The 22,545-nt window shown below is 62.8% G+C and carries 18 protein-coding genes, 1 tRNA gene and 1 pseudogene; 8 read left to right on the top strand and 12 right to left on the bottom strand.

What is annotated here, in order from left to right:
- Nucleotide 1: 1 nt before the first annotated feature.
- The 10 genes from RE4_RS17140 to argS form a co-directional block, all read right to left on the bottom strand.
- The gene (locus tag RE4_RS17140; protein ID WP_003941345.1) at nt 2–664 is read right to left on the bottom strand and encodes an L-threonylcarbamoyladenylate synthase; all 663 of its coding nucleotides are present in this window, start codon (nt 662–664) and stop codon (nt 2–4) included.
- Entirely contained in the window at nt 661–1,593 is a 933-nt protein-coding gene (gene prmC, locus RE4_RS17135; protein WP_046378806.1) for a peptide chain release factor N(5)-glutamine methyltransferase, read from the bottom strand. Before prmC ends, RE4_RS17140 begins: the two co-directional genes overlap by 4 nt.
- Nucleotides 1,594–1,670: 77 nt before the next feature.
- Nucleotides 1,671–2,750, bottom strand: coding sequence for a peptide chain release factor 1 (prfA, locus tag RE4_RS17130; protein WP_003941341.1), 1,080 nt, complete (start codon nt 2,748–2,750; stop codon nt 1,671–1,673).
- A 146-nt stretch (nt 2,751–2,896) separates the two neighbouring features.
- Nucleotides 2,897–3,133 carry a 50S ribosomal protein L31 gene (gene rpmE / locus RE4_RS17125; RefSeq protein WP_003941310.1) on the bottom strand — a complete coding sequence of 79 codons (237 nt, stop codon included), beginning with the start codon at nt 3,131–3,133 and terminating at the stop codon, nt 2,897–2,899.
- A 226-nt stretch (nt 3,134–3,359) separates the two neighbouring features.
- Nucleotides 3,360–5,516, bottom strand: a complete 2,157-nt coding sequence (rho, locus tag RE4_RS17120) for a transcription termination factor Rho (RefSeq protein ID WP_060939020.1) — start codon at nt 5,514–5,516, stop codon at nt 3,360–3,362.
- Nucleotides 5,517–6,019: 503 nt separating this feature from the next.
- On the bottom strand, nt 6,020–6,964 hold the full coding sequence (gene thrB / locus RE4_RS17115) for a homoserine kinase (RefSeq protein ID WP_060939019.1): 945 nt from the start codon (nt 6,962–6,964) through the stop codon (nt 6,020–6,022).
- A 44-nt stretch (nt 6,965–7,008) separates the two neighbouring features.
- Complete coding sequence (gene thrC, locus RE4_RS17110; RefSeq protein ID WP_003941280.1) at nt 7,009–8,091, bottom strand: threonine synthase; 1,083 nt, start codon at nt 8,089–8,091, stop codon at nt 7,009–7,011.
- Nucleotides 8,088–9,401 (bottom strand): homoserine dehydrogenase, encoded by a 1,314-nt coding sequence (locus RE4_RS17105; RefSeq protein ID WP_007726192.1) that lies wholly within the window; start codon nt 9,399–9,401, stop codon nt 8,088–8,090. Before RE4_RS17105 ends, thrC begins: the two co-directional genes overlap by 4 nt.
- Nucleotides 9,398–10,819 carry a diaminopimelate decarboxylase gene (gene lysA, locus RE4_RS17100; protein WP_019749182.1) on the bottom strand — a complete coding sequence of 474 codons (1,422 nt, stop codon included), beginning with the start codon at nt 10,817–10,819 and terminating at the stop codon, nt 9,398–9,400. The genes RE4_RS17105 and lysA overlap by 4 nt, the downstream gene beginning before the upstream one ends.
- A complete protein-coding gene (gene argS / locus RE4_RS17095; protein ID WP_019749183.1) occupies nt 10,816–12,468 on the bottom strand; it encodes an arginine--tRNA ligase in 1,653 nt (550 codons plus the stop codon). Before argS ends, lysA begins: the two co-directional genes overlap by 4 nt.
- 216 nt (nt 12,469–12,684) lie before the next feature.
- On the opposite strand from argS, the gene RE4_RS17090 reads away from it, so the two are divergent.
- Both RE4_RS17090 and RE4_RS17085 read left to right on the top strand, forming a co-directional pair.
- Nucleotides 12,685–13,512 (top strand): thioredoxin-like domain-containing protein, encoded by an 828-nt coding sequence (locus RE4_RS17090; protein WP_021334274.1) that lies wholly within the window; start codon nt 12,685–12,687, stop codon nt 13,510–13,512.
- Nucleotides 13,513–13,516: 4 nt separating this feature from the next.
- A complete protein-coding gene (locus RE4_RS17085) occupies nt 13,517–14,236 on the top strand; it encodes a DUF305 domain-containing protein (protein WP_019749185.1) in 720 nt (239 codons plus the stop codon).
- Between the two features lie 65 nt (nt 14,237–14,301).
- Here RE4_RS17085 and RE4_RS17080 read toward each other — a convergent pair whose 3' ends face one another.
- Nucleotides 14,302–16,671, bottom strand: coding sequence for a phosphoketolase family protein (locus RE4_RS17080; RefSeq protein ID WP_060939018.1), 2,370 nt, complete (start codon nt 16,669–16,671; stop codon nt 14,302–14,304).
- A gap of 243 nt (nt 16,672–16,914) precedes the next feature.
- On the opposite strand from RE4_RS17080, the gene RE4_RS17075 reads away from it, so the two are divergent.
- The 3 genes from RE4_RS17075 to RE4_RS17065 all read left to right on the top strand — a co-directional run bounded on the left by RE4_RS17075 (nt 16,915) and on the right by RE4_RS17065 (nt 18,653).
- Nucleotides 16,915–16,990, top strand: a tRNA-Arg gene (locus tag RE4_RS17075).
- Nucleotides 16,991–17,227: 237 nt separating this feature from the next.
- On the top strand, nt 17,228–18,091 hold the full coding sequence (locus tag RE4_RS17070) for a DUF4747 family protein (RefSeq protein WP_060939017.1): 864 nt from the start codon (nt 17,228–17,230) through the stop codon (nt 18,089–18,091).
- Between the two features lie 151 nt (nt 18,092–18,242).
- Nucleotides 18,243–18,653 (top strand): hypothetical protein, encoded by a 411-nt coding sequence (locus RE4_RS17065; protein WP_127160001.1) that lies wholly within the window; start codon nt 18,243–18,245, stop codon nt 18,651–18,653.
- A 601-nt stretch (nt 18,654–19,254) separates the two neighbouring features.
- Here RE4_RS17065 and RE4_RS31615 read toward each other — a convergent pair.
- Nucleotides 19,255–19,467 (bottom strand): annotated as a pseudogene (locus tag RE4_RS31615) (aromatic ring hydroxylase); the annotation flags it as partial.
- A 961-nt stretch (nt 19,468–20,428) separates the two neighbouring features.
- On the opposite strand from RE4_RS31615, the gene RE4_RS17055 reads away from it, so the two are divergent.
- The 3 genes from RE4_RS17055 to RE4_RS17045 are packed head-to-tail and all read left to right on the top strand — an operon-like array spanning nt 20,429 to nt 21,898.
- Nucleotides 20,429–21,085 carry a hypothetical protein gene (locus tag RE4_RS17055; RefSeq protein WP_060939016.1) on the top strand — a complete coding sequence of 219 codons (657 nt, stop codon included), beginning with the start codon at nt 20,429–20,431 and terminating at the stop codon, nt 21,083–21,085.
- Entirely contained in the window at nt 21,082–21,603 is a 522-nt protein-coding gene (locus RE4_RS17050) for a hypothetical protein (protein WP_127160002.1), read from the top strand. Before RE4_RS17055 ends, RE4_RS17050 begins: the two co-directional genes overlap by 4 nt.
- Entirely contained in the window at nt 21,596–21,898 is a 303-nt protein-coding gene (locus tag RE4_RS17045) for a hypothetical protein (protein WP_024488244.1), read from the top strand. Before RE4_RS17050 ends, RE4_RS17045 begins: the two co-directional genes overlap by 8 nt.
- The last annotated feature ends 647 nt before the right edge of the window (nt 21,899–22,545 follow it).

The raw sequence follows: 22,545 nt of genomic DNA, 5'->3' as shown, positions 1-22,545 counted from the left end.
GTTACGAAACTCCCTCTACGAGGCTTTCCGGACTGGTGCCCAATACCTCGGCGATGGATTCTGCCGAGACGGCACCCACTCGCAAGATACGCGGTGAATTGCCGGTCAGGTCGACGATCGTGGAAGCAACGGCGTGTTCTGCCTTGCCTCCGTCGAGGTACACGCTGGCAGATCCGCCGAGCTGATCTCGGGCTTCCTCGACGGTAGTTGCCGGCGGACGCCCCGAAATGTTGGCGCTCGAGACGGCAAGCGGTCCGACATCGCGCAACAGTTCGAGAGCAACCGGGTGCAAGGGCATGCGGAGCATGACGGTTCCGCGGGTATCACCGAGGTCCCAGGCAAGTGAAGGCGCCTGCTCGACGACCAAGCTCAGTCCGCCGGGCCAGAACGCGCGGATCAGATCCCGGGCCTGGGGGCGCACGCTGTAGACGAGCCCGTCGATGGTGTTCCACGATCCGACCAGTACCGGGACGGGCATGTCCCGGCCGCGCCCCTTGGCACGCAACAGACTCGTGACAGCTTCGCTGTCGAACGCGTCCGCGGCGAGTCCGTAAAGGGTGTCGGTAGGGAGAACTACGAGTCGGCCGGCCTTGAGCGCGTTCTTCGCGGCGGCCAAGCCTGCGGTTCGGGAATCTGTCTGACTGCAGTCGTACACGGTGCTCACTCAGCCATCCTTTCACTCTGCACTTCGGGCGTTCGATTCCGCTGCGCTTCGACGTCGGTGGCGACACGTCTGGCGACGACGAAACGCGGACGACCGGCAAGATCGGGATGCTGCGCAACGTCGCCGAACACCCGGCGCGCCGAGAACAGCGCAGCGACGCCGTCGCCGTTGGTGTCGTCGTGCTCGATGCCTGCCGCGCCGCCGATTCGAAGCCACCTCGCGATGTTGCTGATCATGGGTTTGATGACGGACAGACCGTCGGTGCCACCGAACAACGCGGTGTGCGGGTCGTAATCCATGACCTCAGGCTGCAATTGCGCGCCTTCGGGGATGTACGGCGGATTGGACACGACCAGATCGACGCCGCCCTCGAGCCCTGGCAACAGGTTCCGATCGGTGACATCGCCCTGATGCAGATGGATCGGTGTATCACCGGCGGCCTCGCGGTCGGCAGCGTTACGACGCGCCCATGCCAACGCGGCGGGCTCTTTCTCCACGGCGTGAACGACGGCGTCTGGACGGGCCTCGGCGATGGACAGCGCGAGTACACCCGATCCCGTGCACAGGTCCAGAACTACCGGCGGCTTGCTTCCGCAACCTTCGAGGAACGAGAGCGCCCAACCCATGAGCAATTCGGTTTCGGGCCGCGGAATGAAGACACCCGGACCGACAGCGACGTCGATGTTGCCCATCGATGCGACTCCGATGATGTGCTGCAACGGAATCCGCTTCACGCGTTGCGCAACCAACTCGTCGAACGCCGCGATGACCTCGGGATCGACCAACGGAATCAGCCCGAGACGCGTGCGTTCGACGCCGAGCAGGTGGGATGCCAACAACTCGGCGTCGGTGCGTGGGCTGGGCACACCTGCGGCGTCGAGCTGTTTTGCAGCTTCGATCAGCGCCAAACGAAGTGGAAGTCGACTCACGGGTACAGCCTGCCACGCTCGACCGACACGCGGTTCACCGAGTTCCCGGCGGGATGGAGGTCAGTCATGGTCTGCATCTACTCGGCCGCGAGACGCGCCTCTCGGTCCGCCTTGCCCAATGCGTCGAGAAGTGCGTCGAGCTCACCGTCGAGCACCGCGTCGAGGTTGTGCGACTTGAATCCGATGCGATGATCGGTGATGCGGTTCTCAGGGAAGTTGTAGGTGCGGATGCGCTCCGAGCGGTCCACCGTCCGAACCTGACTCTGGCGACCTGCCGACGCTTCTGCGTCCGCGGCTTCCTCGGCGACTACCTGCAAACGGGCTGCAAGCACCTGCATGGCACGCGCCTTGTTCTGGAGCTGCGAGCGCTCGTTCTGGCAGGTGACGACGATGCCGGTCGGAAGGTGCGTGATTCGAACCGCGGAGTCCGTGGTGTTGACGCCCTGACCGCCCTTGCCGGACGAACGGTAGACGTCGATACGCAGGTCACTCTCGTCGATCTGGACCTGCTCGACCTCTTCCGGCTCCGGGTAGACCAGAACGCCGGCGGCCGAAGTGTGAACGCGTCCCTGGGATTCGGTGACGGGCACTCGCTGGACGCGGTGAACACCGCCCTCGAACTTCAGCCTCGCCCAAACTCCGTCCGGGGTGTCTGACTTGCTCTTGATCGACAGCGTTGCTTCCTTGTATCCGCCGAGATCGGAGACCGTCGCGTCGAGGATCTCGACGCGCCAGCCGTGCCGTTCCGCATAGCGGACGTACATGCGGGCCAGGTCCGAGGCGAAGAGCGCGGATTCTTCGCCGCCCTCACCGGACTTCACTTCGAGAACGATGTCGTCACCGTCATGCGGATCACGCGGCGCCAACTGATCGGTAAGCGTCTGCTCGAGCTGCGCGACCTCGGCTTCGAGATCGGGGATCTCGGCGGCGAAGCTGGAATCGTCGGCGGCGAGTTCGCGCGCAGCTTCCAGATCGTCCTGCGCAGCCGTGAGCTTGTTGTACGTCGACATGATCGGCGAGAGCTCGGAGAACCGCTTACCGACGCGCCTGGCAGCGGCAGGGTCGTTGTGCAGCGCCGGATCGGACATCTGCGCTTCGAGACCGGCGTGCTCCGCCAAGATGTCGTCGATGGCCGAGGGCTGGGTTGCGCCTGCCATGGTTCGCTCCGCTCTGAGTTTCGATTCCTACGGTGCGCGCTTGAAGGTATTTCGACGCCGGGACCCGGGAAACGCGCAAACCGAGTGCAGGCACAAAAAAGCCGACGCCCGATCTGCGCATGGCAGATCGGGCGTCGGCGGAACAGCTAGGACTCGGTGGCCGGGACCTTGCTGTCTGCGCGCTTGCCGTAGCGAGCCTCGAAGCGAGCGACGCGTCCACCGGTGTCGAGAATCTTCTGCTTGCCCGTGTAGAACGGGTGGCACTGCGAGCAAACCTCGACGTTGATGCGTCCGGACTCCTTGGTGCTGTGGGTCTCGAACGTGTTACCGCAACCGCAGACGACGGTGGTCGCTACGTAGGTTGGGTGGATTCCTGCCTTCATGGTGTCCCTTTCAATGGTCGCCGGGTCGACGTCGCCAATCGACATCGTGAACCGGAACCGGACTCGGCCGTTCAGTATGCCAGATGCGGTACCTCACCAGATAATCCGCGTCTCGCACGCCTCGGGGTGGCTGTACGAAGTTGTCAACGCACTGCCCCTCGGTTTTGTTCCGCCCACGCAAAAGGCCCACAACCAGCTGGTTGTGGACCTTTTGACGTCGAGTCGATCAGTCGTCGATCGCACCCGGTGCGGTCTTGGAGACCTGCATCAGGAACTCGAGGTTGTTCTTGCTCTTCTTCAGTCGATCGATCAGCAGATCGATGGCCTGATGCGAGTCCAGACCGGACAGGACGCGGCGGAGCTTGTGCAGCACAGCAGCTTCGTCCGGGCTCAGGAGCAGCTCGTCCTTACGCGTGCTGGACGGGTTGACGTCCACGGCCGGGAACACGCGGCGTTCGGCGATCTTTCGATCGAGCTTGAGCTCGGCGTTGCCGGTGCCCTTGAACTCTTCGAAGATCACGGTGTCGCCGGTGGATCCGGTCTCGACCATCGCGGTGGCGATGATGGTGAGCGATCCGCCGTTCTCGATGTTGCGGGCAGCGCCGAGGAAACGCTTCGGCGGATAGAGCGCCGTCGAGTCGACACCACCGGAGAGGATGCGTCCGGACGCCGGCGAGGAGTTGTTGTACGCACGACCCAGACGCGTGATGGAGTCGAGCAGTACGACGACGTCCTTACCCATCTCGACCAGGCGCTTCGCACGCTCGATTGCCAGCTCGGCAACTGCGGTGTGATCTCCCGGCGGGCGGTCGAAGGTGGAGGAAATGACCTCACCCTTCACGCTGCGCTGCATGTCGGTCACTTCCTCGGGACGCTCGTCCACGAGGATGACCATCAGGTAGCACTCAGGATTGTTGGTAGCGACGGCATTCGCGATCGCCTGCAACACGCTGGTCTTACCGGCCTTGGGCGGGCTCACGATGAGGGCGCGCTGGCCCTTACCGATGGGCATCACCAGGTCGATGACACGCGTGGTGAGAATGTGCTGCTCGGTCTCGAGGCGCAGACGCTGGTTCGGGTACAGCGGCGTGAGCTTGTTGAACTCGGGGCGCTTCTTCGCGGCCTCGACGTCGCCGCCGTTGACCGTGTCGATGCGGACCAGCGGGTTGAACTTCTGACGCTGGCTGCCCTGCTCACCGTCACGCGAGACGCGGACGGCACCGGTGATGGCGTCGCCACGGCGAAGGCCGTTCTTGCGGATCAGGTTCATGGAGACGTAGACGTCGTTGGGACCGGCGAGGTACCCGGACGTACGCACGAAGGCGTAATTGTCGAGGACGTCGAGGATGCCGGCGACCGGCTGAAGGACGTCGTCCTCGCGGATTTCGGTCTCGCGCGAATCGTTGGGTGCGCCACCCTCACCGCGGTCGCGACCACGGCCACGGCGCTCGCGGAAACGGCGTCCGCGGCGTCCGCGTCCACCCTCTTCGTCGTCGTCCGGTCCGTTGTTGCGGTTGTCCGTACGCGGACCGGCGTTGTTCTGGCCGGCGTTGTTCTGGTTGCCGCGATCCTGACGGTCCTGGCGATCCTGGCGATCCTGGTTGCCCCGGTTGCCCTGGTTCTCGCGCTGGCCCTGGTTCTCGCGCTGGCCCTGGTTGTCTCGCTGGCCCTGATTGTCCCGGTTGCGCTCGCGGCGGGGACGCTCGTTGCCCTGCTCGGCGGGAGCCTGATCAGCGTCGGACTTGCCCTCGGTGCGCGCAGGACGCTCGGCCGGGGCCTCAGCCTTGGCGGTCTCGGCAACCTTCGAGGTATCGGCGGCCTTCGAGGTGTCCGCGTCGGACTTTGCCGAAGGAGTGTCCTGCTCGATGCTCAGTTCACCCTGGTCGGGTGAACCTGCACGACGAGCGGCGCCGCGACGCTGACGTCCACGACGGGGTGCGCTCTGATCGGAATCCTCGGCGGATTCGGTACGCGCAGGCGCTGCCTCGGCAGGAGCGGATTCTGCCGCGGGAGCCGTTTCGGCTGCGGGGGTTTCGGTGCGTGCGGCGCGGGTGCTCTTGGCACGAGTGCGCGCAACGGGTGCGTCGTCGAGAGTGAGTTCGCTCTGTGCGGGTGCAGCCTTTGCGCTGCCGCCCTGGCGCTCCTTGATGGCTGCGATCAGGTCGCCCTTGCGCATGCCGGAAGTGCCTTTGATGCCCAGTTCACCCGCAAGAGTGCGGAGTTCGGTGAGCACCATGCCGGAGAGTCCGGCACCACGGCGCGTCTCGGCACGCTTCGTGGAGGTCGCCACCGCACCGTTCGATGCTGAAGATGACGCCTGAGAATTGTCGCCTGATTCCGACCCGGCGGGTGCAGAAGTGGCGATGAGGTCCGTATCGGTCACGGAGGTCCTTTCCTTCCCTCACTCGCACTGCGCAAAGTCGAGGGTTCGTCCCGCAGTTCGATTGAATACCGAACTCGGTGGTGCCGTACGTGGTTGCTGTCCAGAACTGCCGGCTTGTCCGCCGTCACATGATTGTCGGAAACTCTCGCCTCAAACTTTTCATGCGCTCGCAAACCTGCCCAACGCGCCTTCGTCGACGATTCACTCCCCCGTGTGTTGAACCCCAGAGATATGGAACCTCTGAGTGTTCGATCCGCGGAGGATTCAAACCTTCGGAGAAGGTACAAGCGTGAGAATCATGCCTGCGAGAATCATGCCAAGGACTGTGGACCCCGATTGGGAAGGAGTTTTGCCCCCTGGTGATGCACCGGCGACTGACGCGCACGATGTACGGACATAGCCCAGGATAGCGTCCAAACCTGAGTCCGGCAAGAATTTGGACGACTGGGTGTGTCAGTTCACTACCGATCGGTAGTGGGCGATCACCAGGACCAAGGCAGGGATCAGACAGTCGTCGTGGATACTTCGACGCCGTCGGCGATGTCCAATTCGAGCACACGTAGTCCGTCTGCCCGCGCCGCTTCGGCGAGCTCGACGGGGAAAGGTTCTGTGCTGAGCGCCAACACGGTGGGGCCTGCTCCCGAAACGGTCGCAGCAATGCCCGCCTCGCGCAAGATCCCGATCCATCGCGTCGTGAGCGGAAGTGCGGGTGCGCGCTGTGCCTGATGCAGGCGATCCTCGGTGGCTGCCATCAACAGATCGGGCCGAGCAGTGAGCGCAACGACGGCCAGCGCGCTGCGGCTCGCGTTGAACGAGGCATCCTGGTGCGGAACCAATTCGGGCAGGAGGCCGCGAGTGTGTGCGGTGGACGACCGCTCCTCGGGAACCAGTGCCACAGCACGGATGTCGGGATGGACATCGAGTTTCGCCGCGGAGTAGATCGGCTCGTCGCCTTCGACGGTCGGTGGGCAACTCCACGAGACGACTGCGCCACCGAGAACACTGGCAGACGCATTGTCCGGGTGACCTTCGAACTCGGACGAGAGTTGAACCAACTGCTCTTCCGTCAAGCCGATCTCGGCATCGAGTGCGCGCGCCAGACCGTTGGCTGCTGCCAGTCCGCCGACAGCCGCAGAAGCCGAGGATCCCAACCCGCGCGAGTGCGGGATCGCGTTGCGGCACAACACGTCCAGGCCACTGGCCCACACCCCGGCCGCTTCGAGACCGCGCTCGATAGCGCGAACTACGAGATGCGAAGGACCCCAAGGTACGTCGGCAGCGCCTTCACCTTCGACGCGAATCTGAAGGCCCGAATCCGTTGTGGTGACCACGATTTCGTCGTACAACCCCAACGCCAGACCGAGGGTGTCGAACCCCGGCCCCAAGTTTGCACTCGAGGCCGGGACGCGAGCAGTCACCGAAAGGCCGATAGGCAGGGTTATAGTCATGTCAGACACCGGATTCCGCGGAGTGGTCGATGAATCCACGGACACTATGCAAGCTCGAGGGCAGCCGCGACGGCAACGGGATCGACACCGATCGGCTCGACGTTCGGCATACCCTTCAAAGCCGTGTCAGGATCCTTGAGACCGTTACCGGTCACCGTGCACACGACGGTCAGACCCGGCTCGAGCCAGCCCTCTGCACGTGCGGCGAGCAGGCCGGCGACACTGGCTGCCGACGCCGGTTCGACGAAGACGCCCTCGGTGGCGGCGATCAGACGGTAAGCCTCGAGGATCTTCTCGTCGGTGGCGGCACGGAATGCACCGTTCGACTCTTCCTTCGCGGCGACAGCGCCGTTCCAGGAAGCGGGGGAACCGATTCGGATTGCGGTAGCGATGGTTTCGGGGTCCTTGACGGGTGCGCCGTTGACCAGCGGAGCCGCACCGGCTGCCTGGACGCCGAGCATGCGGGGCTTGACCGTGGTCAGACCGTCCGCGTAGTACTCGGAGTATCCGCGCCAGTACGCGGTGATGTTTCCTGCGTTTCCGACCGGGAGAGCGTGCACGTCGGGAGCCTTGCCGAGCACGTCCATGATCTCGAATGCCGCGGTCTTCTGACCTTCGATGCGCACCGGGTTGACGGAGTTGACCAGACCGATGGTGGGGAATTCCGCCGTGGTCTTGCGTGCCAGCTCGAGGCAGTCGTCGAAGTTGCCCTGGACCTGAATGATCTTGGCGCCGTGCATGACTGCCTGTGCAAGCTTGCCCATGGCGATCTTGCCCTGCGGGATGAGCACGGCGCAGGTCATGCCTGCCTTGGCTGCATACGCCGCGGCCGAGGCGGAGGTGTTGCCGGTGGACGCGCACAGAACTGCGCGCTGGCCACGGGCCAAGGCGTCGGTGACGGCCATCGTCATGCCGCGGTCCTTGAAGGAACCGGTGGGGTTGAGACCCTCGACCTTGAGGTAGACGTCGCAGCCGGTGATCTCGGAGAGGTGGCCGGCCGGCAGGAGCGGGGTGCCGCCTTCGCGCAGGGTGACGGTCTTCCAGTTGTCACCGATCGCGAGACGGTCCCGGTATGCCTCGATGAGACCCGGCCATGCCTTGTGGACGGGGTTGACGATGCCGGTCATTGTTCAGTGCCTTCCAGTCGCAGCACGCTGGTCACAGCGGTGACGAATTCGAGTTCGTTGAGGGCCGCCACGGTCTCGGAGAGAGCCGCGTCGGTTGCTACATGAGTGACGACCACCAGACGCGCGCCGGCGCCGGCGCCCTCCTGGCGGACGACGGAGATGCTCACGCCGTGCTTGGCGAACTCGGCGGCGACTGCGGACAGCACACCTTCCTTGTCCGCGACCTCCATGTTCACGTAGTAGCGCGTGAGGATGTCGCCCATCGGGGCGACCTTGAGCTTGGCGTACTTGGACTCGCGGGGGCCGCGGCCGCCGTGAACCTTGTTGCGCGCAGCCATCACCAGGTCACCCATCACCGCGGAAGCGGTGGGGGCGCCGCCTGCGCCCTGGCCGTAGAACATGAGCCGGCCGGCGTTCTCTGCTTCCACGACAACGGCGTTGAACGCGCCGTTGACCGAGGCCAGCGGATGGCTGAGCGGAACCAGCGCCGGGTACACGCGAGCGGAAATCCGCTCCTTGCCCTTGGGCGTGACGATGCGCTCGCAGATCGAGAGCAACTTGATCGTGCAGTCGAGTGCCTTCGCCGACGCCAGGTCTGCGGAGGTGATCGTGGAGATTCCTTCGCGGTACACGTCCGCGGCAGTGACGCGGGTGTGGAACGCGATCGACGCGAGGATCGCAGCCTTCGCCGCGGCGTCGTAGCCTTCGACGTCCGCGGTCGGGTCGGCTTCCGCGTATCCGAGGCGTCCGGCTTCGGCGAGGGTCTCTTCGTAGTCGGCGCCGGTCTCGTCCATCGCGGAGAGGATGAAGTTGGTGGTGCCGTTCACGATTCCGGCGACCTTGTTGACACGGTCTCCAGCCAACGACTGTGTGAGCGGGCGGATCACGGGGATCGCACCGGCAACAGCGGCCTCGAAGTACAGGTCGACAGAGTTGGCCTCTGCAGCCTCCGCCAATTCACCGGTGTGGTCCGCGAGCAGCGCCTTGTTGGCGGTCACGACCGACTTACCGGAGTTGAGGGAAGAGAGAATCAGCTTGCGAGGGAGCTCGATTCCGCCGATCACCTCGACCACGATGTCGACGTCGTCACGACCGACCAGGGACTCGGCGTCCGTCGTCTGCAGTTCCTCGGGAATTCCGCGGTCCGAGCCGATACGGCGGACGGCAACTCCCCGCAGTTCCAACGGGGCGCCGACCCGAGCTTCGAGTTCCTCGGCCTGCTCACGAATGATCCGGACGACCTCGCTCCCGACGTTGCCGAGGCCGAGAACGGCCACACCGATAGCGCGATGCGCCGATTCGCTCGTCACTGCGATACCTCCAAGCTGAGCAGATCTTCCACTGTTTCCCTCCGCAGAATCACGCGTGAGACTCCGTCACGCACCGCCACCACGGCTGGGCGGGTGAGCAGGTTGTACCTGCTCGACATCGAATAGCAGTATGCACCGGTCGCTGCTACCGCTAGTAAATCACCGGGCCCGACGTCCTCGGGCATCCAGGTGTCCCGAATGACCACGTCACCGGACTCGCAGTGCTTACCGACGATACGTGCAACGACGGGATCAGCCTCGGAAGTTCGCGAAACCAACTTGGCTTCGTACTCCGCACCGTAGAGGGACGTGCGGATGTTGTCGCTCATCCCGCCGTCGACGCTGATGTAGCGGCGTGTCAGCGAGCTACCCACCGTGACGTCCTTGATGGTGCCGACCTCGTAGAGCGTCACCGTGCCAGGTCCGGCGATGGCGCGGCCGGGTTCGACGGCAAGCGTCGGCTCCGGCAATCCGGCCAGTGCGGACTCGTTGCGCACGATGTGGCCGAGCTTTGCTGCCAGTTCGTCGACGGGCGGCGGGTCGTCGGAGGGGATGTACGAGATCCCCATGCCGCCGCCGAGGTCGATGATCGAAATCTGCTTGGTCTTCTCGACTCCGAACTCGGTGACTACGTCGCGGAGCAAACCGATCACGCGGTGCGCTGCCACCTCGAAACCGTCGACGTCGAAGATCTGCGAACCGATGTGGCTGTGCAGGCCGACCAGTCGCAAGTTGTCGGCAGCGAAGACGCGACGGACCGCGTCGATCGCGGCTCCCCCGGCCAGCGAGAAACCGAACTTCTGGTCCTCGTGTGCGGTGGAGATGAATTCGTGGGTATGCGCTTCGACGCCGACGGTCAGTCGGATCAACACGTCCTGAACGACACCGGCCTCACCGGCGACACGATCGAGTCGGTCGATCTCGATCGCCGAGTCGAGCACGACATGCCCGACGCCCGCGGCGACACCAGCGGCCAGTTCGGCGACTGACTTGTTGTTGCCGTGCATGGCAATTCGCTCGGCCGGGAAGTCCGCGTGCAACGCGATCGCCAGTTCGCCGCCGGAGCAGACGTCGAGCGAGAGGCCTTCGTCGGCGACCCAGCGTGCGATCTCGCCACAGAGGAATGCCTTGGATGCGTAGTGCACCTTGGCATCCGGGCCGAAGGCGCGGGCCATGTCGCGGCAACGCGAGCGGAAGTCGTCCTCGTCGATGACGAACAGCGGGGTGCCGTACTTCTCGGCAAGTTCACCGACCTTGACACCCGCGAGGGTCACTTCACCGTCGTCGCCGCGAGAAGCGTTGCGCGGCCACACCTGCGGTGAGAGTTCACCGAAGGCTTCGGGGCTGGCAGGACGGTCGGGCAAGCCGGGGGCCTGCAACTGCTCGGCATGCTTGGGGCCGGCGGGGTGCGCGTTCACATCTGCTCCGGTGCGGTGACGCCGAGCAGTTCGAGGCCGTTGGCCAGGACCTGTCGGGTGGCGGCGCAGAGAGCCAGACGCGCGCGGTGCACGTCGGTGGCGTCTTCGTCGCCTTGCGGAAGGATGCGGCACGCGCCGTAGAAGCGGTGGTACGCACCCGCGAGTTCTTCGAGGTAGCGGGCAATACGGTGCGGCTCACGCAGATTCGCCGCGCTCGACACGACGCGTGGGTACTCGCCGATCGTGCGGATGAGGTCACCCTCCTGCTCGACGGTGAGCAGGGCGAGGTTGCTCGCGTCGGCGGACAGACCGAGGTCCGCGGCGTTGCGGGCGATCGCCGAGAGGCGTGCATGCGCGTACTGGACGTAGTAGACGGGGTTCTCGCTGCTGGTCTTGGTCCACAGGTCGAGATCGATGTCGATGCTCGAGTCGACCGACGAGCGGATCATGACGTAACGCGAGGCGTCGACGCCGATTGCCTCGACCAGGTCGTCGAGGGTGATGACGGTGCCTGCGCGCTTGCTCATCTTGACGGCAGTGCCGTCCTTGACGAGGTTGACCATCTGGCCGATCAGCACCTCGACGGTGTCCGGATCGTCGCCGAATGCGGCCGCGGCAGCCTTGAGACGGCCGATGTATCCGTGATGGTCGGCACCGAGCATGTAGATGCAGAGGTCGAACCCGCGGGCGCGCTTGTTCTGGAAGTAGGCGATGTCACCGGCGATGTAGGCGGCGTTGCCGTCGCTCTTGATGACGACGCGGTCCTTGTCGTCGCCGTAGTCGGTGCTCTTGAGCCACCACGCACCGTCTTCGTGGAAGAGGTTGCCCGAACCCTTGAGGGATTCGACGGCCTTCTCGACCGCACCGGATTCGAAGAGCGAGTTCTCGTGGAAGTAGACGTCGAAGTCGACGCCGAAGTCGTGGAGGGTCTGCTTGATGTGCGTGAACATCAATTCGACGCCGATGGCGCGGAAGGTTTCCTGCTGCTCGTCGGCGGGCAGCTCCATGACGTCGGGACGCTGCTTCAGAACCGAGGCGGCGATGTCGGCGATGTATGCACCGGCGTAACCGTCTTCCGGAGCAGGTTCACCCTTCGCTGCAGCGATCAGCGAACGCGAGAAGCGGTCGATCTGGGCACCGTGATCGTTGAAGTAGTACTCACGTGTGACCAATCCACCCTGCGCGGACAGAATGCGTCCGAGCGCGTCTCCGACTGCAGCCCAACGGGTTCCACCGAGGTGAATCGGTCCGGTGGGGTTGGCCGAGACGAATTCGAGGTTGATCTTCTTGCCGGCGAGAGAGTCACCCGAGCCGTACGACGCACCGGCTTCGAGAACCGACACGACGATCGCGCCCTGGGCGTCCTTGTCCAACCGAATGTTGAGGAAGCCGGGTCCGGCGATCTCGGCGGATTCGATTCCGTCGGCAGCGGTGAGGGCTTCGGCGATCCAGCCCGCCAGCTCGCGGGGATTAGTGCCGACCTTCTTGGCTACCTGCATGGCAATGTTGGTGGCGTAATCGCCGTGCTCGGGGTTGCGTGGTCGCTCGACGGTAAGGGTTTCGGGCAGCACGGATACGTCGAGGCCACGATCGGCAAGGACGCTCGCTGCGGTTCCGCGGAGCAGTTCGGCAAGGTCAGCTGGAGTCACAGGTATTCATCCTATTGCCTGCACACCGGAAGTGGAGACTCGCCTCACGCCTCGCTCTCCGTGAACGTGCGCGGGGCCGCTGTGGCGTGTCGCACGCCACTCTCAAAGTTTGCCCTCAGACTCGGAAAGTACAGTGGTAATGCCCGAGCTACCACCGCGTACCTTCGTGCGCGGGCGCGCCACACCTCAAGCCCACACACCGAAAGAGCCCAATCGATGCCAAGCGGTTCCGATAGTCGCGGTCCCAACAAGAACTCCGGGGCCAAATCAGCCAAGGCCATCAAGGCCGCCAACAAGAACAGTCGGCCGGCCAAGAAGGGTAAGGGCGGCGTCCCCGCTCCCCGCCAGATCCCCTGGCTGTCGATCGGCGCCGGTGTGGCTGTGCTCGCACTCATCGCCGTGCTCGGTATCAATCTGTGGCCCAAGGTCGAGGAGCGGCAGGCCCTCGAGCCGTACAAGTACAGCTCCGAGAACAAGGATCCGTCCGACAAGATCGACGGCGTCCTCAAGATCGAGTACCCGGCCGGCCAGCACGTCGATTCCACTCAGCGCGTGGCGTACGACCAGACTCCGCCGTTCGGTGGCCCGCACGACGCCACCTGGGCGAACTGCACCGGAACCGTGTACGCCGACCCGATTCGCACCGAGAACGCCGTCCACTCGCTCGAGCACGGCGCCATCTGGATCACGTACAACCCCGATCTCGTCGACCAGGACCAGATCGACAGCCTCGCCGGACGCGTCAACGGCAAGTCCTACATGCTGATGTCGCCGTTCCCCGGCCAGAGCAGCCCCATTTCTCTGCAGTCGTGGGGCCATCGCCTCGAGATCGACAAGGCCGACGACGATCGCATCGATCAGTTCATCACCGCGTTGAACCAGAACCCGAACGTCTACCCCGAGGTCGGAGCGAGCTGCACCAACCCGCTGTTCACCCCGTCGACGTCGCCGTTCGATCCGACGCCTCCGGGCGCCGACGCCATCCAGATGGACGGCACGGGCGCTACCCCGGCCACCGACGAGCAGATTCCCGCCGGTGGATAGTCCGGTGAATAGTTCAGAGACCACCGATCAGCCTTCGAAGCCGAGTCAGCGCACCGCACTGCTGATCATCGGTCTGATCGGCGCGATCGCCGTCGGTTTTGCCCTCGGCGCACTGACCAACCTCCTCGGACCCGATGCGAAGTCGTCACTGACCGTTCCGGCATCGGATTCGGTGGACGTGGGCTTCGCTCAGGACATGAGCGTGCACCACAGCCAGGCAGTCGACATGGCGTCCATCGCCCTGACGAAGTCAACCGACAACGATGTGCGCACGCTGGCGTTCGACATCTTGACCACGCAGCAGAACCAGCTCGGTCAAATGCAGGCGTGGCTGACCATGTGGGATCAGCCGCTGTCCAAGGTGGGGCCGTACATGGAGTGGATGTCGTCGGATTCGGGCTCCGGCCACGGATCGCACGGGACTTCGGCCACGATGGACATGGCTCATTCCGGCCCGGTCGACACCATGCCCGGCATGGCGTCCCCCGAGGACCTCGCGGCTCTCCGCGCGGCGGAAGGCCTGCAACTCGACACCTTGTTCCTGCAGTTGATGCTTCGTCACCACGAAGGTGGGCTTCCGATGATGGAGTACGCAGCTGCCGACGCCACCGAGGGTCCGGTGCGCAGCCTGGCGCAGACCATGGTCAACACGCAGCAGAGCGAGTCCAAGCTGATGACCGACATGTTGGCAGCTCGCGGCGCAGTGCCGCTGCCCATGAACTGAACTGCACTGCACTGCACTGAGCTGAACCGAGAATGTTCAGACCCAACTGGGCCTGGTCCTGAATTTCAGGACCAGGTCCAGTTTTCTACCTCCGGCATGTCTTCGAGGTGCTCGACGATGTAACGCGAGTGCTTTTCGAGCTGTGTCCGGCAGAACTCCGCCAACTCGGACGCCCCGGCCGGCCGACGCTTGGAGCGTCGTAGCGCCTCGATCACCAGGTGGTAGCGGCTCATCTTGTTGAGGACAACCATGTCGAACGGTGTTGTGGTTGTTCCCTGTTCACTGAATCCGCGAACGTGGAAGCGTTCGGGACTCGGACGCCCGTGAATCAGTTCGTGCACCGCACGCGAGTATCCGTGGAATGCGAACACGACGTCGGTCTGCGCGGTGAACAAATCGAGGAAGACACGCTCCCCAAATCCGTGGGGATGCTCGGTTGGCGTCAGCAAGGCCATCAGATCGACGACGTTGACGACGCGGGTGATCAGTTCTGGCGTGTGATCGCGCAGCAACTGTGCAGCAGCCAGGATCTCCTGCGTCGGCACATCTCCCGCAGCGGCCAGGACCACGTCCGGTTCCTGTCCGCGAGCCTCGGTTCCGGCCCATTCCCAGACCGAAGCGCCCGCCGCACAGTGCTCGTGCGCTTGCTCGAGCGTGAGGTACTGCAGATGCGGTTGCTTGTCCACGACTATCAGGTTGACGTGGTCGGTACTACGCAGGCAGTGATCCGAGATCGAGAGCAAGGTGTTGGAATCCGGCGGCAGCCACACGCGGATCACACTGGGTGCCAAGGGAATAACGGCGTCGATCATGCCGGGGCCCTGATGACTGAATCCGTTGTGATCGTTGCGCCAGCATGTACTGGTCAGCAGCACGTTGAGCGAAGCGACGGACGCCCGCCACGGCAGGTCGACGGCATGTTGGAGCCACTTGGCGTGCTGGATGAGCATCGACACACTCACCATCGCAAATGCTTCGTAGCTCGCGAACATCCCGTGTCGACCGGACAACAGATAACCCTCGAGCCACCCCTCGCAGAGGTGCTCGCTGAGGACCTCCATGACACGACCGTCCGCGGACAGCCCGTCGTCGTAGTCGGTGATCGGCAGTTGCCAGCAGCGGTCGGTTGTCTCGAACACGGCGCCGAGGCGATTGCTCGACGTCTCGTCCGGACAGAAGAGTCGGAAGATCCCGCCGCTGTCCTCGGTTTCCGTGGCGGCGTAGATGTCGCGCAGAAGCTCGCCGAGCACTCGCGTCGTCTCGTGGAAGGTCGAACCCGGGGATTGGATGGGAAGCGCATACTTTTCGAGCGGCGGCATCGGGAGATCGACTCGAAGTCGTCCACCGTTCGCGTAGGGAGTGCTCCCCATGCGCTTGTCCCCCGCCGGCGAGAGCGCCGCCAGGTCCGCGACGAGTGATCCGTTGGCGTCGAACAACTCGTCCGGACGGTACGACCGCATCCACTCTTCGAGTTGCCGCAGATGCGATTCGTTGGTTCGCACGCCGGACAATGGTACCTGGTGCGCACGATGTGTGCCCTCGACCAAGATTCCGTCGACGGTGTGTGGACCGGTCCATCCTTTCGGCGTCCGCAAGACGATTGCCGGCCACGAGCCCGTCCACTCGTCGCCGCGGCGTGCGGCACCCTGCATCTCGCGGATCTTCTCGTGTGCCTGCGAGATCGCTTGATACAACTGAGGAAACACGACGTCGGGGTCGTCACCGGAGACGACGATCGGCGCCCACCCCTGGCCGCCGAGGTAGGCCTGAATGTCTTCGTCGCTGCTGCGCCCGTACACGGTCGGGCCCGCGATCTTGGCGCCGTTCACGTGCAGGATCGGCAACACCGCGCCGTCGCGTCGTGGATTGAGGAACGCCGGGAGCTTCCACGAGCCGGACAACGGCCCGGTCTCCGCTTCGCCGTCGCCGATCACACAGGCCACCACGAGGTTCGGATGATCGAAGGCAGCGCCGGCCGCATGTGCAAGGGCGTAGCCGAGCTCGCCTCCTTCATGGATGCTTCCGGGTGTCTGCACACTCACATGGCTGGGCACTCCGCCGGGAGCCGAGAACCGCCGACACATCCGGTGGATACCCTCGGCGTCGTCCGAGACTTCCGGATAGATCTCCGAATACGTTCCCTCGAGATACGTCGACGCGACCAGCGCCGGGCCGCCGTGCCCCGGGCCGGTGACGTACAGCCAGTCGGCATCAGTGGCGACGATGTGCCGATTGAGGAGCGTGTAGATCATCGACAGGCCAGGGCTGGTCCCCCAGTGCCCGAGCAGTCGAGGCTTGATGTGCTCGGCTCGCAACGGTTCCCGCAGAAGCGTGTTGTCTTTCAGATAGATCTGCGCAACGGTCAGGTAGTTGGCCGCTGCCCACCACTTCAGGTCGAGCGCGAGCTGGTCTTCGGAATAGTGGTGATCGGTCATCAACGACTCCCGTACCTCACGAGGGTGCCCGAGCAGTCCGCCCGAGCCTGTGCTCAGAGCCGAGCCTAGGCGTAAAAAGCATCCGAGTCAGTCGGTACAGATGATTCGACGACCATGGTCCCCGGCCGCATCCTCGACTGCCTCCCGCGACGACGCCATGCCGAGACGGGTGCCGGTTTGGTCTTGTCCCCCCGTGATGCGCTACGCTAACGCAGCCCAATCGGCACACCGAGTATTCGGTGCGCCCCCGTAGCTCAGGGGATAGAGCGTTCGCCTCCGGAGCGAAAGGTCGCAGGTTCGAATCCTGCCGGGGGCACCACGAAGACGCAGGTCAAGGCATTTTTTGAGGGTTTCGTTCCCTGATTGTCCCTAAGCCATCTGCATATTCGCCACCGCCCCGGTCCTCGAATGAGGCCGGGGCGGTGGTGTTTTGGCCATGGGCGGCCTACGCCGCTACGGCAATTCGATAGCAGTTATGAATTAGGACCTGTGGCCCGTTCGACGAAAAACCCACCATCTGGTCGGGATACTTAATGCGACGAGATAAGTTCTGCGCATGTCTACAAAGCCCCGCAAAGGACGCGTCTACCCGATCAGGCTCGTCCCGCCGATGAGCGAGTCACTGTTCAGCACCCCGAGAGACGAGATCGAGGAGACCATACGACGCGGGGCGCGGGTCGAGAGTTATAAGCGCGAATGGCGGGTTGGGCGAACCGAGGTTGTGGATGACGTACTCACGGGGCGAATCGGATTCTCGGGCCATAGTGGTATTGCTGAACTGTGGGATGACGACGAGAAGGATTTCCTCGACGAACCGATTGCGCGAGGCTTGACGACCACATTTGCAATCCACCTCGACAGACGTCTCGGTTACATTCAGGATCGCAAGCCCGACATCACGGTTGACGCCGTGATTCGAGCGCTGACTCTGATGCTCAACAACGGGCGCAAAGAGAAGGACACGATTTGGTCCATTGAAAGTCGTCAGGGCACGCGCAACCTTCAGGAATGGCTACGCACAGTGAAGCGGGTAACGCGCGTAAGCCTGGTTGTGAAGGAGCCAAATCCCAACTGGCAGGGTGTCCACGACCTCAAAGAAATGATGGAGGCCGCCGAGGCCGAGACCGTGCGGGTAGAGATGGAAAGCGACCGTGGGATCAACATGAACTCGCAATTCTTGACAGAGACGCAGATCCATATCGACCGCGGATACGGCGATGCGCGATACACGGGCGTGCGTGAGGATGAGAATGGCGAGCACCAAAGCACTTTCAACACAAGTGTCGGTGTCGAGGAGTTGAATGACGAACTAGTGGCACAGGAAAACGGTGAAGTCGACCAATCGACTCTCCGCAGTCATCTGGTGCGGACAGCGGCTAGCGAGGAGACTGTGAGTGGTGAACGCGACACCAGTACCTAGCGCACCGCCGCGCTGGCCCGTTCGAGTCTGGCGACGTGCGTCAACTTCGTCGGTGGGTTCGATCCTTTTGTCTTGGGACTTCTATATGGGCATACCCCTCGGGGTCGCCATAGGACTGGCACCAGCGCTAAGTGGCACCGTTTCTGACGCCATGGCAGGCGTCTACGGCGGCGTATCGGGTATCGCTGCCGGTCTGGCCTCACTCGTATTGACCGCAATGACTGTGCTCATTGGGGTTTTCGGTCAGGCATACCGGGACATGCTCAACCAGGTTCGGGGTGGCCTGATTGGGACGCTCAGGCCGTACATCATCGTCGTGATTGTCGCGGTGCTCGCCAGTTTGACGGCGCTTGCCTTGTGCGTCACTTGGCCACTGGTGGCAGAGCTTCCCTGGCAAGCAGTCTGGGCCATCGCCGCGATACCGTTCGCCCTACTCTGTTGGTCCCTATTGGGCTGCATTCAAGTAATATTCCAACTTGTCAACCACGTCAAACTAAACCGATTTGCCGAGGACCAGGCAGAGCGACGGAGACGCGCACTTGACCGTCGCCCGACGGGTTAATCGTCTTCCTCATGCCGCCCCGACTCTTGTGCGAGAGTCGGGGCGGTGGCCAGTTGAGGGGCCGCGGTCTTGAAGGCCACCTCGGCGATGCCCGTGGGCTTGGAGCAGTCCAGCGAAAACGCCGCCCGCAGCGTGCACGGAACTTATTGCGATTGAAGTCGTGACCAACCGATCCGACCACCATGCGAATCTCGTTGTCGTTGGCCATGGCCAACGCGGTCGGGTCCAAATAAAGAAACCCGCGCCCTCAGGAACCGCCGTTGAGACGGTCATATCCAGTGGCCACAGCCTTGTATCTGCCCGATCCACCGAAAGCGACGAACTGAGTCCGGTGTGCCGTCCTGGCGGCGTGAAAGTTCGACACCCTCCGAGTCGGCGGGATTCAGGATTATCGAAGTGGCCGGTGCCCGACGGTCTCGAACTTCGTGAGTGCACAACGTCATCGAATTCCACGAACCGCCTATGTTGGCAATGTACCGACAATCGTTGCGCATGGCACCATTCAATGCAAAGCTAGACACCAGACGAGGATTCCCCTAAGTCCCGGTCGTTCACGTTGTACCACAACGACTCTCAAGGGCAGCGGTCCCCCTAGGGTAACCTGCAGATCAGCCTCGGGGTCGTCCGAGACGGCGAGTTGGCGGTCGGTGCGCCAGATGTCCGATCACTAGCGGTGCACGATGATCGTAGAACCCGGGCTGCGGGGTGCGTCGAACCACACCAGACGCTCGGCTGGGAATTCAGATTCCCAATGAACGTCGACAATGACGTAGTTGCCTTCGTAACTTGTGCTCTGCAGGCGGATTCCGCTGAGCCGTGATCACCGGCGTGTCCCCAGCCCGCTTTCGCGGCCTCTTTACCGAGGGTTCAACACAATCGGTGGTTGAACGCCGCGGGTCACGTGGGCGGTCCCCCTTGAGGTCGATGAGGTACTGGCCGCCGTGATCGACGGAGCTGCAGATACCACCCCTCGACGCGTATTTGATGGAATGTTGCAGCGCGTGGCAGCGGAACTTCGCCGGTGCAGGCGAGTCGCCAGGGGGCCATAGAAACCGGATCAACCGCGACGGCATGCTCGATCTGGCCACCACCCGAAGCGAATTTGCGTACCTGATCAATCCGTGTCATCGAGCGCAACGCACGCTCGTCCCTCACCACTGACATGGCCCACAGCTCGGGACACCGACGGTGCATTAACCGGCAATCCGTTGCAGGACAGAATCGTCCAGGTCTCGGTCAACGGTTCGGCCAACTCCTTGAACTGTCTGCGCAGCACTCTTTTCGACCTACTGACTTTCGGACTGCCAACTGAGTCGGTGGCCAAACTCCCCGCACAGGCCGAAATTCTTGCTAAAGCAATTGCACCGGGAACCTCGCAGCTGATCACCATGAGAACTTCCGACTCCTCAATGCCCAATGGTGAAGCCGACCTCGCATCTGCCCTCGGGCTCATGTCGTTGAGATCTTCGTGATTCGACCCGACGGCTTGATGCCGTGCTCAATCGACCACGCCTCGTAACTCGCGGAAGTTGCCCAGCACCTCACCGCCGGCATCGCCCTGCGCAGTATCGATGGGACGCCGAGGCAGGAAAATTGGGCCAGGGCACTCGCGTTTCCGTGCGACGGCACTAGATGCCGTTACCCCCTTTATAGCGACTGCCAGAGCTCGCAGGAGCGTCGATTTGACATTGGCGCACGCGGGTATCATGGAGCCACCAAGAGAGTACTAAGCTACATTTGCGCGTGGAAGCGTGTGCGCAACCACTGTGACTTGTGTGACTGATGAAAGCAAAGAGGTAGATGTGGCACACCTTAGGATCGCGCCAGAGGAGCGTCCCGCCGTCGTGGCGTTGTCGAACCTAACCGATTCGGTCATCGAGGAGCTCGCCGACGGCTTGCAAAACGCGGATCCTAGCGTTCGGAGCGTGGGCAAAGTCTTTGCCGCAACCCTTGGAGACGACAACGAGTACCTAGCTAGTACCTTGACCGCGATGGCCTTTCTCGTGGCGACGACCACAGACGTTACTGCACGAGTGGTCAACGACGATCTTAAGGATGCCCTAGGCGACGAGGCAGGGGACGCGGACCTAACACCCCTTCTAGAATCAAAGACCCTCGCGGCACTCTCCAAAACCATCGATTTGCGCACAACGCACGAGCGTGTGCTCCAGAACTTCCGGATCGTCACTGACATCAGGCCGGTTTTTGATAAGGAAATCGGCCCGATAACCTCTGCCATCGTCACACACTCCGCTCGGGTCACTTTCGCTGTAAACGACCGGATCGAAGAGATGTTCGTGGCACTCAATCACAACGATCTCGTAGAAATTCAAGAGGCTGTTGAGAGAGCCTTAGCAAAAGAAGAACAATCACATGATTTTATTGAGTCCCGAGGCGGACACGTACTTGACTCGTTTAAGGAGACAGAATGAGGGCGTTGCACGACGATATTCTCTCAGCCGTCAGTGGCCCTGGACGTCGAGCACAGTACCGCCTCTATGCACCTTCGAAGGACACGGTCAGTGACAAAGGTGCTTTAAACTCCGCCCCAGCCCGCCGACCCGTGACGAACAGGGCTGCACAGGTGATGATCTACGGTGACGCGTCTCAGGCAATGATCGCGATGGGGCATGGGCAGGCACGTTTGGTCATCGAGTATTCCGTCAAAAAGAGCACCCATTCGATCGCAGCTCCCATGCTATCGAGTACTGCGTACGGACTTCAACGGATCAAACGAGAACTCGAAGGAGGTGACATCATCACATCAACTACGGTGCAGGACACGATTGTTCCGGTTCGCCAGAGCGTTTGGCGAAGCCTAATCCATGGACTCACGAATGCGTTTGTGATCCTGCCACCTACCAAAAAGGCCTTAACACCCGAAGATAAAATGGATGCCGTGTCGGAAAAACTGGCACGTGCGATCAAGGACGCCAAGGCGCGTGGCTAATACTGACCCCTTCGACGCGTATCAGTCTGCTGATCCAGACTTCCGTCAAGTAATCAAGCAAGAGCTAAAACGCCAGAATCAGCACCAATGGTTCTACGACGGAATGCAACTCCTCGGGATGGTTCTGGGTGCAGGACTCGCCGTTTTTGCCCTAGTCCTTTCATACAATCTGATCGAGGGCGGCAACGGTGGTCAGATTGCGGCCGGAGCATTCATCGGCGGCGGCGAGGTCGTCGCGCTAGCTGGCACCTTCGCTTATGCCCATCACAAGAGAGCCGTTAACAGCGGCCCGTAGGCCCGTGGCGCGTCTTTGCATATCAGAGTCCGTGCAGCGAAATACGGAAACGCCCAAAGGTAAATCTCAACGCGGAGCGAGCAGGAAGCCTGGTCAATCGTCGCCAACTGAGGGATGGAGTCCATAAGGGCACCAGGGCCCTGTTCGTATCACCAGAGGCCGTAGGGACGCCAATGAGGCAACCTCGAATTCGCCAGGCCTTGCCCCATAGGGTTTCGGAGCGGTCGATCTCGCGAGATTGTCTCCGCTCGTTCCACGTTACGCTCACCACAGGTGCTGAGACGGTACTTAGGTCGAGACCCCAGCTGAGCCTTCGAAGGGTATTGCCGCCACAAGAATCCGAACTTCACCGCTGGGAACAGGTTCGACATTTTCAAGAACCACACCATCGCGAGATCGGCTTTGAGGACCGTCGGCCGGGCACTACTTCGCCCTAGGGGTCTACGCGAAGTATCACGGGCGGTATTGACCGCGCTTCCACATTACGCGTGGTCGTCGCGGCCACCGCTCTGCTCAGCCTCCGCCGCCTCGTAAACGGTCAAGTCCGACGGACTGCCCTGTGCCGGAATCAGCAACTCACTCACTCCCACGGAACGAAATTCAGTCGTGCAGAAGTCCTCCTGCACGACTGAACTGTCTCTCGTCTG

This window comes from Rhodococcus erythropolis NBRC 15567 (genome assembly GCF_001552595.1).
GTDB lineage: Bacteria > Actinomycetota > Actinomycetes > Mycobacteriales > Mycobacteriaceae > Rhodococcus_F > Rhodococcus_F erythropolis.
Note: the sequence above shows the minus strand (reverse complement) of the source record. Positions and strands in the feature narration are given on the sequence as shown.